We start from the raw sequence: 15939 nt of genomic DNA, 5'->3' as shown, positions 1-15939 counted from the left end.
CCGGAAGCTTCAATGGATCGTCCGCGTTTTCGTCCCTACTTCCTCCATCCACGTTTCTGGGGCCTGTGGCTCGGCCTGGGACTGCTGTGGCTGGTGGTGCAGTTGCCTTACCGGGCCTTGCTGTGGCTCGGCAGCGTCCTGGGCGCCGTGATGTATCGCCTGGCCGGCGAGCGTCGGCGCATTGCCGCGCGCAATCTGGAGCTGTGTTTCCCGGCACTGTCCGGCGACGAACGGCAGCGCCTGCTGAAGGCAAACTTCGCCTCCACCGGCATCGCCTTCTTCGAGATGGCCATGAGCTGGTGGTGGCCCAAAGCCAGGCTTGCCCGCCTGGCACACATCGAAGGTCTGGAGCACCTGCAGGCAGCCCAGCGTGACGGGCAGGGCGCCATCCTCATGGCGGTGCATTTCACCACGCTGGAGATCGGCGCGGCCCTGCTCGGCCAGGAGCACACCATCGATGGCATGTACCGCGAGCACGGCAATCCGGTGTTCGACTTCATCCAGCGACGCGGTCGCGAGCGGCACAACCTCGACTCCCTGGCAGTGGAGCGCGAGGACGTACGCGGCATGCTCAAGCTGCTGCGCGGCGGGCGGGCGATCTGGTACGCGCCGGACCAGGACTACGGCACCAAGCAGAGCCTGTTCGTGCCGTTGTTCGGCATCCCCGCCGCCACGGTGACTGCAACGACCAAGTTCGCCCGACTGGGCAAGGCGCGGGTGATTCCGTTCACTCAGAAACGCCTGGAAGATGGCAGCGGCTATCGTCTGGTGGTGCATGCGCCGCTCGAGGATTTCCCCGGGGAGAGCGAGGAGGCCGACTGCCTGCGCATCAACCAGTGGGTCGAAAGTGTGCTGCGCGAGTGCCCCGAGCAGTACCTGTGGGCGCACCGGCGCTTCAAGTCGCGGCCCGAAGGGGCGCCGCGGCTGTATGACAAGAAGAAGCGCTGATCCGGGGTAGTGGCTGCAGGCCCTTTCGCGCGCCGACTTGCCCGCGAAGGGCCCGATCCTGACAAAACCGACAAACCAGGAAGGAACCGATGGCCCCACCCCCGACTACTGGCCTGATCCTCTCCGGCGGCGGAGCCCGTGCTGCCTACCAGGTCGGCGTGCTCGCCGGTATCGCCGAACTGTTGCCCGCCGGCGCGCCCAATCCCTTCCCGGTCATCGTCGGCACCTCTGCCGGGGCCATCAATGCCGTGACCCTGGCCAGCGGCGCCACTCGCTTTGGCGAGTCGGTGCAGCGCCTGACCCGCTTCTGGCAGAACTTTCGCAGCCACCTTGTGCTGCGCAGCGACTGGCCCGGGGTCATGCGTCAGGCCAGCCGTTTCGTCAGCCACAGCCTGCTGGGGCTGGGCCGGCAGATGCCGGTGGCGCTGCTGGACAGCAGCCCGCTGCGGGCGCTGCTCAAGGCGCATCTGGACCTGGATGGCATCCACCATGCCCTGGCCAGCGAGCAACTGCGCGCGGTGGCCGTAACCGCCTTTGGTTACGAGTCCGGCCAGGCGGTGACGTTCTATCAAGGCGGCGAAGCGATCGAACCCTGGCTGCGGCACCGGCGTATCGGCGTACCCACTGCCCTGAGCGTCGAGCACCTGCTGGCCAGTTCGGCTATCCCGTTGCTGTTCGCTCCGGTGCGCCTGGGCGACGAGTACTTCGGTGACGGCGCGGTGCGCCAGTCTGCGCCGATCAGCCCGGCGCTGCACCTGGGGGCCAGTCGCGTACTGGTGGTGGGGGTCAGCGGTAACCCGCAGCGCCCTGCGCCGCCAGTGCAGCGTGCACGGGTGTTCAGTGGGCAGCAGCCGAGCCTGGCGCAGATCGGTGGGCACATGCTCAACAGTACCTTCATCGACAGCCTCGAAGACGATATCGAGTTGTTGCAACGCCTGAATCACCTGAGTCATCTGATGCCTGCACATCTGGACGCCCGGCGCCTGGGCCTGGCGCCGATCGAAGTACTGGTGGTGGCGCCCAGCCAGCCGCTGGACGAGATCGCGGCACGTCATCGGCGCGAGTTGCCGGCTGCGTTGCGCCTGTTCCTGCGCGGGCCCGGAGCGACCAGGACCAGCGGGGCCGGTGTACTCAGCTACCTGTTGTTCGAGGCGAGCTACTGCAGCGAACTGATCGAACTGGGGCGCAGCGATGCCCTGGCCAAGCGCCGGGAGTTGCAGCAGTTTCTGGGGTTGGTGGGTTGAGGCTGCCGACCCTATCGCGGCGCCTCGGCTTGCCCCGCGATAGGGCCGCATGGCGGCCCCGCCGCACTCACTCGGAAATCTGCAACTTGCGCGCCTGGGTATAGACGTAGCGCACTTTCTCGTACTCGAACGGCGAGTTGGTCTGGCCATAGCGGAAATTGGTGGTGTAGCGCCGGTCGATCGCCCGCAGCAGGAAGATCTCCGGATGGTCGGTACTGACCTCGGCGACGTTGAGGAAATTCGCTTCGCGCTCGCCGACGTAGTCCACCACCAGGCCCGTGGTGTCGCGCAGGTTCGAGGGACCGAGGATCGGCAGCATGATATACGGGCCTTCCGGAACGCCGTAGAAGCCCAGGGTCTGGCCGAAATCCTCGCTCTGGCGTGGCAACCCCATCTTGGTCGCCGGGTCCCACAGGCCACCCACGCCGATGAGGGTGTTGAACATCAGGCGCGCAGTGATCTCCGCCGAGCGTTTGACCTTGAGCTGCAACACACTGTTGAACAGGTTGGGCACATCCCCCAGGTTGTTGAAGAAGTTGCTCACCCCGGTGCGCACGAAGTGCGGGGTTATGTAGCGGTAGCCATCGACCGCCGGCAGGAACACCCATTGGTCGAAGCGATAGTTGAAGTGGTAGATGCGCCGGTTCATCGATTCCAGCGGGTCGTAGACGTTCAACGCGGCCAGGGTGGAGCGTTCGAACTCGCGCTGGTCGAGGCCGGGGTTGAATTTCAGCTCGCGCAGCGGGTCGAGGAAACCGTCCGATTCCACGGTAGGCGTGTCGATCACATCGGCTTCGACCACGCTGGTACGCGGTGCGGTTTCTGCTGCCAGGGCGCTGGTACTGACGAGCAGGGCGAGGGCAAGTATGAGTCTGTCAGCCACGGAAGAACTCCAGCATGGCGTCGGCATTGACGCGGTAGTTGAGGTTGCCGCAATGGCCGCCGTGTGGATAAAGGGTCAGCCGGTCGCCGAACACCTTGCGCAGGAAACCGATGTCGCCGGGGCCGAGGATCACGTCGTCGGCATTGTGCATCACGGCGATCTTCGGGCTGTCGGCGAGGTAGTCCTTGAGGGCGTACAGGCTGACCTGGTCGATCAGTTGCAGCAGGCTGTTGCCGTCGGTGCGCGCACGCCACATGGGGATCACCTGCTCGGTCAGGTAGCAGTCGAAGTCGCATTGCAGGGCCCGTTTGAAGAACGGCGTGAGGCTGCTGCCCTCGGTGATCGGAAACTTCGGCGGAATGATCAGGCCGCGGCGATTGATCAGGTCGGAGGTGAAGGCGATGTCGGCTGCCGAGAAACGGAACGAGGTGCCGATCAGCATGGCCATCTGCTCGTTGGACAAATGCTCGCGTGAGTTCTGGAAGTCGTAGAGCAGGGCGTCATTGAGGTCGATGTAGCCCTTGTCCTGGAAGTAGCGCGTGAGTTTTTCCAGCATCAGTTCGTAGAACGTGGTGCTGCGGTCGATGCCCTTGACCTGGGTCTGCACCAGTTTGTCGAGGTTGTTGATCGAGGTGTACAGGTTCACGGGCGGGTTGAGCAGCAGCACGCGCTTGAAGTTGAAGCTGCGCCGGGTTTCGTCCAGATGGCTGACGAACGCCGCGTCCAGGGCGCCGAGGCTGTAGCCGGTGAGGTAGAACTCGCTGACCGGCAGGCGCGGATGCTGGGCGCGTACGGCTTGCATGACCCGGTACAGGTCTTCGGCATCCTCGCGGCTCACGCCGGGCGTGGCGAAGCGTGAGGCCGCGCTCATGAAGTCCCAGCTGGTGGGCGAAGACAGCTGCACCACGTGGTAGCCCGCCTGGTAGAACAGTTTTTTCAGGTATTCGGCAATGGTGCTGCTGTAGGGCGCGCCGGTGCCGGCGATGATGAACACCAATGGCGCTTCGTGGTCCTGGCGTGCCAGGCGGTAGCGGAGTTTTTTCACCGGCCAGAAGTTGTCCGGCAGGGTGAATTCGCGCTCTGGGCGCAGGTTCAGGCTGTAGTCGGACTGGTCGATATCGTCGTCGCTGGGCAGCGTCGGGCGCTGGTCCGGCGGCGTGGTGGCAATGGTCGCCTCGAACGGATTGGTCAAGGGATAGCCGTAGGTGGCGGGGTCGATGTCCCGCGCAGAGGCGGCCGCAGCCAGAAACAGGCCGCACAGCAGGGCGACGAGGCGCAACGGTCGAAGCATGGAGAGTCCCCCGGGAGAACGGCAAGGCAATGTGGAGCTAGGACCATCGTGCCCCTGGCAAAGTTGCCTGGCGCGCTGTCCTTTATTGTGGCGGATGTTGCCGTGAAGTTGGCCGCTGCGGCAATGACCGCTTTCCTCGACATTAGCCGAACCGCGCCATTTTGCCTTGCGCGGCAGGCCTGGGGGATTATCCTGAGCGCCGGTTACATTTTCTGGAGCTGTGCATGAGTCGTTGGTGGCCTGTCGTTGCGTTGCTGCTGTTTCTGCCGGTGTGGCTGGCGGCCAGTTATGGCGTGCGTTTCGGCCTGATGGAAGACGGGCAGTGGGTAGGCCTGTGCGCGGTGCCTGGCGAACACTGGCAGTGCCAGGCGCGGTCGCTGCTGGGGTTGTGGATTCACTTCCAGGTGATCGGCTGGGTGGCGTTGGGGCTGGCCTTGCTGTGCCAGGTGCTGCCGGGACGGCTTGGCTGGTGGGGGGCGGTGCTGGCGCTGGTGGCAGGGGTGCCGGCGCTGGTGCTGTACACGGCGAGCCTGGGGGTTTTTGCGGTGGTTCTGGCGGGGTTGCGGTTGGTCAGGGTTCCCAGCTAGCAGGTTTTTTACCGGTGTTCTTTTCGCAGGCTTGCCCGCGAAAAGAACACCGCCGTTTCAAGCCTTGCGCAAACTGCGCCAAAGGGCAGCCACCATCAGTGCACTGACCGCTGCCCAGCGCCAGGCCTGATAATTGTGCAGCCCTTCCTGATACAGCTGCGGCGCAATCCCCGCGCCGATGATGAATGCCAGCAGCGCCACTTCGGCCCTGCGCGCGGCCACCGGTCGCAGCAGGTACACCAGCGCCGGCAGCAGCAGCGCGGCACTGGGGAAGCTGCGATAGCGCGGATCGAAGACCATTGCCAGCATGCTCACCGCCGCTGCGAATCCCGCTGCCAGCAGCCACCATCCCGCTCGCGCCTGCAGCCAGGCGAACAACCGCTCACGCCAGCCTTCGCGTCGGGCCAGGGCCAGCGCGGCATGGGCCAGTACCAGCAAGTTCAGGCCCGCCAGCGCTGCCGCCCACAGCCATTCAGCGACAAAGCGCGCGTTGGTGCGCATCAGCTCGCCCCACAGCCCCAGACTGCCCGCGCCGACTGCCGCCAGCAGCGGTAACAGCAACGCCGCGCGGGCGTGCGCCGGGCGCCCGGCCAGGCCCAGGGTCGCCAGCACCAGCAACGCGCTGGCCAGCCACCACTGTGGCCACAGTGGCAGGTTGCTGACGGGCCCTTCGAGCACGCCTTTGTCCTGCCGATCAGCGTCGTACAGCCCCCAGTAGCCACCCACTGCGCCTTCGCTGGCGCGTTTCCAGGGCTGGTCGAAGGCCTCGATCAGGTTGTAGTGCCAGCCGTTGGCCTCGGCCATCGCGACGAAGCTCCGAATGAAGCGTGCCTCGTTGACCCGGCTTGGCTCTGCGGTCTCGCGCTGGCGGCCTTCGCTGGGCCAGCCGGTTTCGCCGATCATGACGTCCTTGGGGGCGAAGCGGTTGCCGAACACCTGACGTACCTCGGCGACATGCGCCAGGGCGTCCTCGATGCCGCGTGGATCGTCCTCCCAGTAGGGCAGCAGGTGGATGGTCAGGAAGTCCACCGCTGGCGCCACTTCCGGGTGCTGGAGCCAGAACTCCCAGACGTCGGCGTAGGTCACCGGGACCTGCACCTGGGCTTTCACCCGAGTGATCAGTTCGGCCAGGCGTTGGCCGGTGACTTCCTTGCGCAGCAGCGCCTCGTTGCCGACGATCACTGCGCTGACCACGTCCGGGTTGGCGTTGGCCGCCTCGATCAGCAGCGCCACCTCCTTGTCGGTGTCTACCGGGTTGGCATTGACCCAGGCGCCGAGCATCACCTTCAGCCCGTGCTTGCGCGCCAGCGCCGGAATCGCCTCAAGCCCCGTCATCGAATAGGTGCGGATGCACTGGAAGCGCTCTGCCAGCAATGCCAGGTCGGCGTCCATGCGCGCAGGGCGCAGGCGAAATGGCTGGTCGAAGGGCGACTGGTCCTTGTCGAAGGGGGTGTAGGAGGCGCACTGCAATTTATGCGTCGGGCTCGCCGCATCGGGCAGGTGCACCGGCTTGCCCAGGCCATACCAGAGTGCACCGAGACCGAGCAGGGCGAACAGGCAGGTGATCAGGTAGAGGAGGGTGGTGCGGGGCGTGCTGGGCATCGAGCGGTCCATCGTCTGGCGCGGGTCATCGGTTGAGAGTCGCTGATAGTAGCCCGGCGCCAACAGTTTGGCATGCAAGGATCGCGCAGAACTGCGCGCGTGGATGACGCTAATGGCGAAGTGCTGTCGCTTATCGTTGGGTAAAGGTCGCTGACGGAGCAGGTCGCGCTGTGTTGCAGGTTGATGATGCAATCTCCAAGACCTGACGAGGGGATGCTTTGATGGCGACTACTACAAGAATGCGACGTTTCCTGGGCGTGACCGGCGCCCTGGTGTTGGCCATGGGTGCTGCACAGGCCATGGCCAAGGAAGTAAGCATCGGTTACGTGGACGGGTGGGCCGACAGCGTCGCCACCACCAACGTGGCTGCCGAAGTGATCAAGCAGAAACTCGGCTACGACGTGAAGCTGCAAGCGGTGGCCACCGGCATCATGTGGCAGGGTGTCGCCACCGGCAAGCTCGACGCCATGCTTTCAGCCTGGCTGCCGGTGACCCATGGCGAATACTGGAGCAAGAACAAGGATAACGTGGTCGACTTCGGCCCCAACTTCAAGGATGCCAAGATCGGCCTGATCGTGCCGGAGTACGTCAAGGCCAACAGCATCGCCGACCTCAAGACCGACACCAGCTTCAAGCAGAAGATCGTCGGCATCGATGCAGGCTCCGGAGTCATGCTCAAGACCGAGCAGGCGATCAAGGACTACGACCTCACCGGCTACAAGCTGACGGCAAGCTCCGGCGCGGCGATGACGGCGGAACTTGGGCGTTCGTATGCCAAGCAGCAGTCGATCGCGGTCACCGGCTGGGTGCCGCACTGGATGTTCGCCAAATGGAAACTCAAGTTCCTCGAAGATCCCAAGGGCGTTTATGGTGCGGCGGAAACCGTCAACAGCATCGGCAGCAAGGAACTGGCGACCAAGGCGCCGGAAGTGGCCGAGTTCCTCAAGAAGTTCCAGTGGCAGTCCAAGGACGAGATCGGCGAAGTGATGCTGGCAATCCAGGAAGGGGCCAAGCCTGAAGCGGCGGCCAAGGACTGGGTGGCCAAGCATCCTGATCGGGTCAAGGAGTGGACGGGTAAATAACCGACAGGGTCTTTATGAAAAGCCTTTAGACGAAGGTCAGGCAAGGCGAAAACAGCCGAGGAAGCGGAGTTTACAGGTTGTAAATGAGCATTCCGAGGCTGTTTTCAACGCAGAATCACCGAGTATCAAGGTTTTTCATACAGAGCCTAGGGCCAGTGGGTACTTTTCGCGGGTAAACCCGCTCCTACAAAGTGCGCATTGGCCCTGACTTTGTTACCCGAATGGTAAAAGACTGTTGCATCTAAGACTAAGGTCGTCTGGTTGGCGTCCACCGGCAGCATAAAGTTAAGGCGGGTTCTCCCCTTACTGTGTTGCTGCTAGGACAAAAACAATGAACGACAGCATCTACCGATCGATACAAGAAAGTCCGCGCTTCAAGGAGCTGGTCACCAAACGCGAACGTTTCGCCTGGCTCCTGTCGGCGATCATGCTCGGCCTCTACTGCGCTTTCATCCTGCTCATCGCCTATGGCCCGCAGATTCTCGGCGCCAAACTCAGCCCCGGCTCTTCCATCACCTGGGGCATTCCTCTGGGCGTCGGCCTGATCCTCTCGGCATTCGTCCTCACCGCCATCTATGTGCGGCGTGCCAACGGCGAGTTCGATGAGCTGAACAAGGCGATCCTGAAGGAGGCGCAGCAATGATTCGTCACGCCAAAACCTTGGCCGTACTGGCCTGCGGTGCCTTCGCACCCGCCGTGTGGGCTGCCGATGCAATCAGCGGCGCGGTGCAGAAACAGCCGTTGAACATGTCGGCGATCATCATGTTCCTGGCCTTCGTCTGCTTCACCCTGGGGATTACCTACTGGGCCTCGAAACGCAACAAGTCGGCTTCGGACTACTACGCCGCAGGTGGGCGCATCACCGGCTTCCAGAACGGTCTGGCGATCGCCGGTGACTACATGTCGGCTGCTTCCTTCCTGGGTATTTCCGCGCTGGTGTTCACCTCCGGCTACGACGGCCTGATCTACTCGATCGGCTTCCTGGTCGGCTGGCCGATCATCCTCTTCCTGATCGCCGAGCGCCTTCGCAACCTGGGCAAGTACACCTTCGCCGACGTTGCTTCCTATCGCCTCGGGCAGAAAGAGATCCGCACCCTGTCGGCCTCGGGCTCGCTGGTGGTGGTGGCCTTCTACCTGATCGCGCAGATGGTCGGCGCGGGCAAGCTGATCGAGCTGCTGTTCGGCCTGGACTACCACGTCGCGGTGATCCTGGTCGGCATCCTGATGTGCCTGTACGTGCTGTTCGGTGGCATGCTGGCCACGACCTGGGTGCAGATCATCAAAGCCGTGCTGCTGCTCTCCGGTGCCAGCTTCATGGCGCTGATGGTGATGAAGCATGTGGGCTTCGACTTCAACACCCTGTTCTCCGAAGCGATCAAGGTGCATGCCAAGGGCGAGGCGATCATGAGCCCGGGCGGCCTGGTCAAGGATCCGATCTCGGCCTTCTCGCTGGGCCTGGCGCTGATGTTTGGCACCGCAGGCCTGCCGCACATCCTGATGCGCTTCTTCACCGTCAGCGATGCCAAGGAAGCGCGCAAGAGCGTGTTGTATGCCACCGGCTTCATCGGCTACTTCTACATCCTGACCTTCATCATCGGCTTCGGCGCGATCCTGCTGGTCAGCACCAACCCGGACTTCAAGGACGCCGCCGGCGCCCTGCTGGGCGGTAACAACATGGCGGCGGTGCACCTGGCCGACGCCGTGGGTGGCAGCATCTTCCTCGGCTTCATCTCGGCGGTGGCCTTCGCCACCATCCTGGCTGTGGTTGCCGGCCTGACCCTGGCAGGCGCTTCGGCGGTGTCCCACGACCTGTACGCCAGCGTATGGCGCAAGGGCAAGGCCAACGACAAGGACGAGATCCGCGTGTCGAAAATCACCACCGTCGCCCTGGGCGTCCTGGCGATCGGCCTGGGTATCCTGTTCGAGAAGCAGAACATCGCCTTCATGGTTGGCCTGGCCTTCTCCATCGCCGCAAGCTGCAACTTCCCGGTACTGCTGCTCTCGATGTACTGGAAGAAGCTGACCACCCGTGGCGCCATGATTGGCGGCTGGATGGGCCTGGTCAGCGCGGTTGGCCTGATGATTCTCGGCCCGACCATCTGGGTGCAGATCCTCGGTCATGAAAAAGCCATCTACCCGTACGAGTACCCGGCGCTGTTCTCCATGATCATCGCCTTCGCGGGTATCTGGTTCTTCTCGGTCACCGACAAGTCCAAGGCTGCCGATGACGAGCGTGCACTGTTCTACCCGCAGTTCGTTCGCTCGCAGACCGGCCTGGGCGCCAGTGGTGCGGTTTCCCACTGATCGTTGATGCCGAGTACGACGCCCCGCTTGCCGGGGCGTCGTCGTTTCTGACTGATGGCATTTCTCTATCCCTGGGAAATTTCCCAAGCTCGCTGGGAAGGGTCTGAGTTAATGCGTCGATTACTCCGCGAATAATGGGCCAGGTGACGCAGTCAAGCGTTATTCCGCCTCATCACTTCAAGGAGATTTCCTCATGAAACGTCTGTTCGTGGCCCTGCCCCTCGCACTGTTCACCGTCGCATCGGCATATGCCGTCGATCCTATCGAAAAGCAGGTCCAGGTCACTGCACAGGTGCCTACCGATGCCTTCTTCGTCGAGCCGGTGGGCGGCAACTGGATGAACGATCCGCAAGAACTGTCCTGGAACTCGTTCCGCAGCGAACTGCAGCCGATCCGCAAGCAGTTGCAGGTCAAGAGCACCGTCGGCCCGATCACCGCTTACCTGGTGTCGCCGGCGGCGGTCAGCGACGGCGTGAACAGCATCGGCCTGGATGTGTCGGTGGCCGGCACCACACTCAGCACCACCTCCACCGAAGTCATCACCGCGGCGCAGGCAGCGCCGGGTGCGGTGGTCGGTTTCGAGATCGCGGCTCAAGCCGCGCCAGCCGGCGGCTATGTGCCCGGCAGCTACCAGGGGCTGGTGAGCATGATGTTCGAAACCGCCACCCCCTGATTCGCCCACTCCCTGCTTTCCATTGCCCGTTGCTGCTCCTGTCTGATGCTTGTCAGGGCGGGGCGGGCATTGCCTGCCATGATGCCTATGCCAATCTTTCAACCTATCCCCGCCGCGCTCCGCCATTGCCTGCTCGTGGGCGCCTGCATCGCCCTGATGCCCCGGATCGGCCTTGCTGCCTCTGCAACCCTGGGGCGGGTCGAGGGTTTGCCGCGTGAATTCGAGGGGCATTTCTTCGATGTGCCGCTGGCGGTGCGGGTGGACCTGGACGGCCGCTACCTGGGCGATGCCATGGTGGTCCTGGGGCGTGACGAGCAGGTGCAACTGCTCGAGTTCACCGAAACCGACGAGAGCCGCGAGCCCGAAAGCCTGCGCCAGCGCTGGCAGGAGCGTCTGGCTCGACCGCGACCGCTCGGAGATTGTCTTCAGGATTGTCCCGACGGGCTTCAGGCCGTGCACTACAGCCTGGTCAACTCACAGTTATCGTTGCTCACCCTCCAGGCCGAAAGCGCCGGGCAGGTACCTCGTTTTCACCGGCCGCCAGAGCAAGGAAGCACGGGCCTGTTGCTGCGCAACCAGCTCAACCTGGTCGGTGATGGGCGCGGCGGCACTGGGCGCTTTGCACTGCAGGGCCAGGGCAGCATCGGCCACTGGACCGCCCTGGCCGATGGCCAACTCGACCGTGGCAGCGAGGCCGATGCCTCGACCCGTTATCACGTCGAGCAGCTGTATGCCGAACGCCTGGTCGAATATCACTTCTATCGGCTCGGCTACTTCACCCCCAGTGCCCAGGGCCTGACGCGCCAGCCACGGCTGAACGGGGCCAGCCCCGACACTACACTGGGGCTGATGTTCGGCAGCAGCGACGGGTTGGCCCTGGACACCGGCATGCCCAGCACCACCCCGATCTACGTCACCCCCGACCGACCGGCGATCGTCGAGATCTACCGCAACGGTGTGCTGATCAACAGCCAGCCTGTGCAGCCTGGCTTGCAGACCCTGGACACCCGGGTGCTGCCCGGTGGCATCTACGAAGTCGAGGTGCGTCTGGTCGAGGATGGCCAAGTCACCTCGCGCGACCAGGCATTCATCTACAAACCCAGCAACTGGAGCAGCCGCGGCGGGCGTTGGCGCTACAACGTCTACCTGGGGCGCCAGAGCAGTGTGCTGAGCAACTGGTCACGTGAGCATGACGACAGCCTCAGTGGCGGCATCCTTGCCAACTACCTCCTGCATCCACGCGCAGTGGTGGGGGTTTCCGTGCAGCAGATCGATGAGCAGCAGCAGTTCGGCACTTCGTTGGACTGGGATGTGCACGAGCGCTTCAAGCTGTATGGCAACCTCTATCAGGCCCGGGGCTATGGCAACGGCTACGACCTGCAGGCCGTGGGCAATCTCGAGACCACCTCCCTGGTGGCCAGCCACAGCCGTTCCTGGCTCACCCCCCAGACGACCACCCAGCGCCCTCATGCGGCGCAGGCGACCCGGCAGACCTCGGTGTCGCTGAGTCAGCGCCTGGACCCGCGGCACACTGCCAACCTGCGGGTGTCGCACAGCAGCGGTGCCAGCGAGGGGGTGGGGCTGGATCTGGGGTGGTCGTATTACGGGCGGCTGTTCGGCTCCGATGCCAACTGGCGGCTGTCGGTGTTCGACCGCCCCGGCACGTTGGCCACGGGTGAGTCACGCAGCCGCGGGGTCAACCTGGCGCTGAGCATGAGCCTGGGAGGCGGCAAGGGGCGGCGGGTGTCGGCGACTGTCGGTACCCGCACCTCTCGTGATGGCGGGCGCGACATCAACACCTCGCTGACCTATCAGCAAGACCTCGAGCTCGGGCCGCTGCGCAGTGTCGGTGCAACGGTGAGTGCCGACCGCTATGGCGTGGGGCTTGGCGGCGATACCCAGTTCGAAAACGAGGTGATGCATGGCGATGCCTACGTCCAGCAATCTTCCTACAACGGTGAGTTCAGCGGTGGGGTTAACCTGGAGAGCCTGCTTGCGCTTGGGGGCGGCAAGGTCGCACTGAGCGGCCAGTACCTGCCGCATCAGGCGGGTCTGATTGTCGACGTCGACAGTGACCTGCCCGACCTGAAACTGCACGCCGAAGACCCCAATGGCAGCACCGCCGTCCTGCGCCCCGGTCGCAACGTGATCCCGGTTGCGGCCTACAAGCCCGGCAGCGTGCAGTTCGACTTCGAGGGGATCGACCCCACCGCTGCGTTGATCCAGCCCGCCAGCCTGGATTACCACCTGAACCGAGGCGGCATCGCCTATCGCCAGTTGCGGGTGATGCGCACGGTCACGGTGCTGGGACGTTTGTTCGACGACAAGGGCCAGCCCCTGCGGGGCGTGCAGGTGATCAATCACGCCAGCCGCAGCGTCACTGAAGTCGACGGTTTCTTCGCCGTTGAAATGAGCGAGTCGACCCCGACGCTCGAGGTCCGCCTCAAGGGAGCAGCGGTCTGCTTGCTGGCGCTTGACCCCTCGAGACTGGTGCGCGAGGGCGATGTGCTGTTGGCCGGTGACCAGCAGTGCAGGCCCGGTGAGCTGGCGGGCGAAGGGGGCCCTGCCACGGATGCCCGCAGTGGTTGAGGAGTGCATTGCTCCTGCTTTTTGTAGGAGTTTTCTCATCGCCTTTTGGGAAGTATCGCTCGCATCGGTGCATGGCCACGCGCCCCACGCCCCCCTAATATCACATTGATTGCATGGAGATTTATCGCATGGATATCCGCGGCCTGATGGCCCTGCTGCTGACGATGCCGCTGTCATTACACGCGGCCCCGGAACTGAACATCGGTGGTCTTTACGACTACCTTGAAGGTGATCGCAGCACCTTGCTCAAACGGGTACGCAATGGTGGCGACACCACGGCCTTCGTCAGGATCAGCGTGGTGGAGCTGGTGTATGACGCAGACGGCAGTGCTCGTGAGGTCGCGACCGATGGTCTGGCGCTGGAACAGCGAGGGCTGATCGCCAGTCCTGCCCGGCTGATCGTGCCCGCTGGTGGCATGCAGGCTGTGCGCCTTCTGTACCGAGGGCCACGAGATCAGGAGCGCTATTTCCGCCTGCGCTTCGTCCCGGTGCTGCCTGAGCGCGGCGATGGCTTTGCCGTCGATGAAAAAGAGGCACGCAGCTACCGTGAGCACTTGCAGGCTGGCGTCAACTTGCTGGCCGGTTACGGTTCGTTGTTGTTCGTGCGCCCGCAGCAGGCGCGTTTCGATACCCGGATTCGCCGTCAGGGTGGTCAGTTGGAAGTGACCAACGCTGGCAACGCCAGTGTAGTCCTGGACCGTTTTCGTCAGTGCCACGTGGCGGCGCAGACCTGTGATGCGGCCACCAAGCATCACTTGTTGCCGGGGCGTAGCCGACAATTCAGTGGTCATGTGGAAAAGGAACATCGCTTCGACCTGCATGAAGGTGCCGAACGCCGCGATGTCGTGGTGGAAGGATGAGCCGCCTCGCAGGACGTGGTCGCCTTGCGCATATCGGTCGCGCCTGGCTATGGTTCATGCTGATGGTCGCACCGGTGGCCCCTGCCCTGGAGGTGACCTTGACTGCGAAATACCATGGCGGCGGATCGGGACGGTTCGAGAATACTACGCCGCCTGGCGGGCTTTGCCAGAGCTGGGGTTCGAGCTGCCGTGACCAGATGACCGTGACCCTGCCTATCACCTATACCAAGACCACGATCCGTACAGCTTCGGATGTGCGCGATACCTTCTTCGTCAAGGTTCCTGCTCGACGCGAGATCGAGGTGCGTTCTGATGACGGGCTCGATTCGCGGCGTATGGTGTTCGAGTGGACGGCGCTCAGCCAACGCGTGCTCGGCGCGAATATCAATCGACATACGCTTTACCAGGCAAGCGTGGAGGGCGGTTGCAGCAGTCTCGGCACTGTATCGCAATTTCGTCCCGCTCTTATCTCCTACCTCTGGCGCATCGGCAATCCGACCTCCCCGGGAGCCTGCACTGCCGATGGTGGTTACGCTGCAGCGGGCTTCAGCCAGAACCTCGACGTGCAGGAAACCAGCGTCGCCTTCCAGCTCGACCTGCCACCGCCTTACCGTTTGCGTTCTGGTATCTATCGAGGCTCCACCACCTACCGCATCGGTCCGGGCATGGACTTCGACTTCGGTAATGGAGTGTCAGGGCTTAGCGGCGATACCCTGACCGTCAATTTCGAATTGGATGTGCAGCATGCCTTCCTGTTCGAGTTTCCCCCAGGGTCCGAGCGCGCCGTGCTCGAACCACGAGGTGGCTGGCAGGCATGGTTGGGAGGCGGTCGGGTTCCACAGCGGCTTTACCGCGACTTGCCTTTCCGGGTGTGGTCGACCGGCCCGTTCAAGGTCTACAAGCTGTGTCAGCACGACAGTGGTACCGGGTGCGCGATTCGGGATGCCGCCAGCCATCAGGCCGACCTGGAAGTGGCGCTCAGTCTGCCTGGCGGGATCCAGCATGGGGGCGGCGCGGTGCAGCGACTGCCGCTGCCCACCGGGCGCGCCATGGCATTGCAGTTCGAGTCGGTTCAGCCGGTGGCGAATCGCCCCGGGCAGTTGCACTTCGCCATCGAATCCGATCAGGTACGCGGCATGCTGGCCAATGCCGGAAGTACCTACAGTGGCCTGGTTACCGTCGTTTTCGATGCCGAGTTGTAGTCCATGGACATGACGAGCGAGGAACGAGCATGAGCAGGGTACTGGTGGTCGACGACCATCCTTTCATCCGCTCGACCGTGTGCATGCTGTTGCGCCAGGAGCGGCTGGAGGTCGTCGGGCAGGCGGACAATGGTATCGATGCGCTGCGGTTGATGCGCCAGGACCCGGTGGATCTGGTGATCCTGGACATCACCATGCCTGGCCTGGATGGCCTGGAGGTGATCGCCCGGATGCGTAGCCTGGAGCACCCGGCCAAGTCGCTGATCCTTACCTCGCAACTGGCCGAGGCCTATTCGCTGCGTTGCATGCAGGCCGGCGCCGCCGGCTATGTGTCCAAGACCGATGATCTTGGTGAACTGAACAAGGCGGTGCGCGCCGTGCTTTCCGGTTACACCTACTTTCCGCAGGTGGCGCTCAGCTCGGTGCACCGGCAGGATCTCAAGGCCAGCGAGGCGCAGTGCATCGCCAGCCTCACCGACCGTGAATTGATGGTTCTGCAGCACTTGGCGAGAGGCTTGAGCAACAAGGCAATCGGCGATGCGATGTTGCTGAGCAACAAGACCATCAGCACCTACAAGAGCCGTCTGCTGGAAAAGCTTCGGGTCCGTTCGCTCATCGATCTCGCGGATTTCGCTCGCCGCAACCTTTTGATCTAGAGCTGTCCAGTGCTGGGC

At 63.5% G+C, this 15939-nt stretch carries 14 protein-coding genes; 11 read left to right on the top strand and 3 right to left on the bottom strand.

Annotated elements, in window-relative coordinates; all coding sequences use genetic code 11:
* Positions 1–12: 12 nt before the first annotated feature.
* Both ACNFHO_RS06505 and ACNFHO_RS06500 read left to right on the top strand, forming a co-directional pair.
* The gene (locus ACNFHO_RS06505) at positions 13–948 is read left to right on the top strand and encodes a lipid A biosynthesis lauroyl acyltransferase (protein WP_063545802.1); all 936 of its coding nucleotides are present in this window, start codon (positions 13–15) and stop codon (positions 946–948) included.
* 89 nt (positions 949–1037) lie between these two features.
* A complete protein-coding gene (locus ACNFHO_RS06500; RefSeq protein WP_112898942.1) occupies positions 1038–2192 on the top strand; it encodes a patatin-like phospholipase family protein in 1155 nt (384 codons plus the stop codon).
* Between the two features lie 67 nt (positions 2193–2259).
* On the opposite strand, the gene ACNFHO_RS06495 is transcribed toward ACNFHO_RS06500, so the two are convergent.
* Complete coding sequence (locus ACNFHO_RS06495) at positions 2260–3075, bottom strand: VacJ family lipoprotein (protein ID WP_054893844.1); 816 nt, start codon at positions 3073–3075, stop codon at positions 2260–2262.
* Positions 3068–4366 carry a hypothetical protein gene (locus tag ACNFHO_RS06490; protein WP_063545800.1) on the bottom strand — a complete coding sequence of 433 codons (1299 nt, stop codon included), beginning with the start codon at positions 4364–4366 and terminating at the stop codon, positions 3068–3070. Before ACNFHO_RS06490 ends, ACNFHO_RS06495 begins: the two co-directional genes overlap by 8 nt.
* 224 nt (positions 4367–4590) lie before the next feature.
* On the opposite strand from ACNFHO_RS06490, the gene ACNFHO_RS06485 reads away from it, so the two are divergent.
* Positions 4591–4953 carry a hypothetical protein gene (locus tag ACNFHO_RS06485; RefSeq protein WP_416765687.1) on the top strand — a complete coding sequence of 121 codons (363 nt, stop codon included), beginning with the start codon at positions 4591–4593 and terminating at the stop codon, positions 4951–4953.
* 57 nt (positions 4954–5010) lie between these two features.
* On the opposite strand, the gene ACNFHO_RS06480 is transcribed toward ACNFHO_RS06485, so the two are convergent.
* Entirely contained in the window at positions 5011–6567 is a 1557-nt protein-coding gene (locus tag ACNFHO_RS06480; RefSeq protein ID WP_416765686.1) for a beta (1-6) glucans synthase, read from the bottom strand.
* A 209-nt stretch (positions 6568–6776) separates the two neighbouring features.
* On the opposite strand from ACNFHO_RS06480, the gene ACNFHO_RS06475 reads away from it, so the two are divergent.
* The 8 genes from ACNFHO_RS06475 to ACNFHO_RS06440 all read left to right on the top strand — a co-directional run bounded on the left by ACNFHO_RS06475 (position 6777) and on the right by ACNFHO_RS06440 (position 15921).
* Positions 6777–7637, top strand: a complete 861-nt coding sequence (locus ACNFHO_RS06475) for a glycine betaine ABC transporter substrate-binding protein (RefSeq protein ID WP_416765684.1) — start codon at positions 6777–6779, stop codon at positions 7635–7637.
* Between the two features lie 331 nt (positions 7638–7968).
* Entirely contained in the window at positions 7969–8280 is a 312-nt protein-coding gene (locus tag ACNFHO_RS06470; protein ID WP_063545796.1) for a DUF485 domain-containing protein, read from the top strand.
* A complete protein-coding gene (locus ACNFHO_RS06465; protein ID WP_063545795.1) occupies positions 8277–9941 on the top strand; it encodes a cation acetate symporter in 1665 nt (554 codons plus the stop codon). The genes ACNFHO_RS06470 and ACNFHO_RS06465 overlap by 4 nt, the downstream gene beginning before the upstream one ends.
* Positions 9942–10134: 193 nt before the next feature.
* Positions 10135–10614: a CS1 type fimbrial major subunit gene (locus ACNFHO_RS06460; RefSeq protein ID WP_063545794.1), complete on the top strand. Its 480-nt coding sequence runs from the start codon at positions 10135–10137 to the stop codon at positions 10612–10614.
* Between the two features lie 87 nt (positions 10615–10701).
* A complete protein-coding gene (locus tag ACNFHO_RS06455) occupies positions 10702–13203 on the top strand; it encodes a TcfC E-set like domain-containing protein (RefSeq protein ID WP_416765681.1) in 2502 nt (833 codons plus the stop codon).
* Positions 13204–13331: 128 nt separating this feature from the next.
* Complete coding sequence (locus ACNFHO_RS06450) at positions 13332–14063, top strand: molecular chaperone (protein WP_054893852.1); 732 nt, start codon at positions 13332–13334, stop codon at positions 14061–14063.
* Positions 14060–15265 carry a hypothetical protein gene (locus ACNFHO_RS06445; protein WP_416765680.1) on the top strand — a complete coding sequence of 402 codons (1206 nt, stop codon included), beginning with the start codon at positions 14060–14062 and terminating at the stop codon, positions 15263–15265. Before ACNFHO_RS06450 ends, ACNFHO_RS06445 begins: the two co-directional genes overlap by 4 nt.
* A gap of 29 nt (positions 15266–15294) precedes the next feature.
* Positions 15295–15921: a response regulator gene (locus tag ACNFHO_RS06440; RefSeq protein WP_416765678.1), complete on the top strand. Its 627-nt coding sequence runs from the start codon at positions 15295–15297 to the stop codon at positions 15919–15921.
* Positions 15922–15939 lie beyond the last annotated feature (18 nt).

It is taken from the genome of Pseudomonas sp. NY15374 (genome assembly GCF_048068255.1).
Classification (GTDB): domain Bacteria; phylum Pseudomonadota; class Gammaproteobacteria; order Pseudomonadales; family Pseudomonadaceae; genus Aquipseudomonas; species Aquipseudomonas machongensis.
The sequence above is the reverse complement of the archived record's forward strand: the minus strand, read 5'-3'. Positions and strand labels throughout refer to the sequence as shown.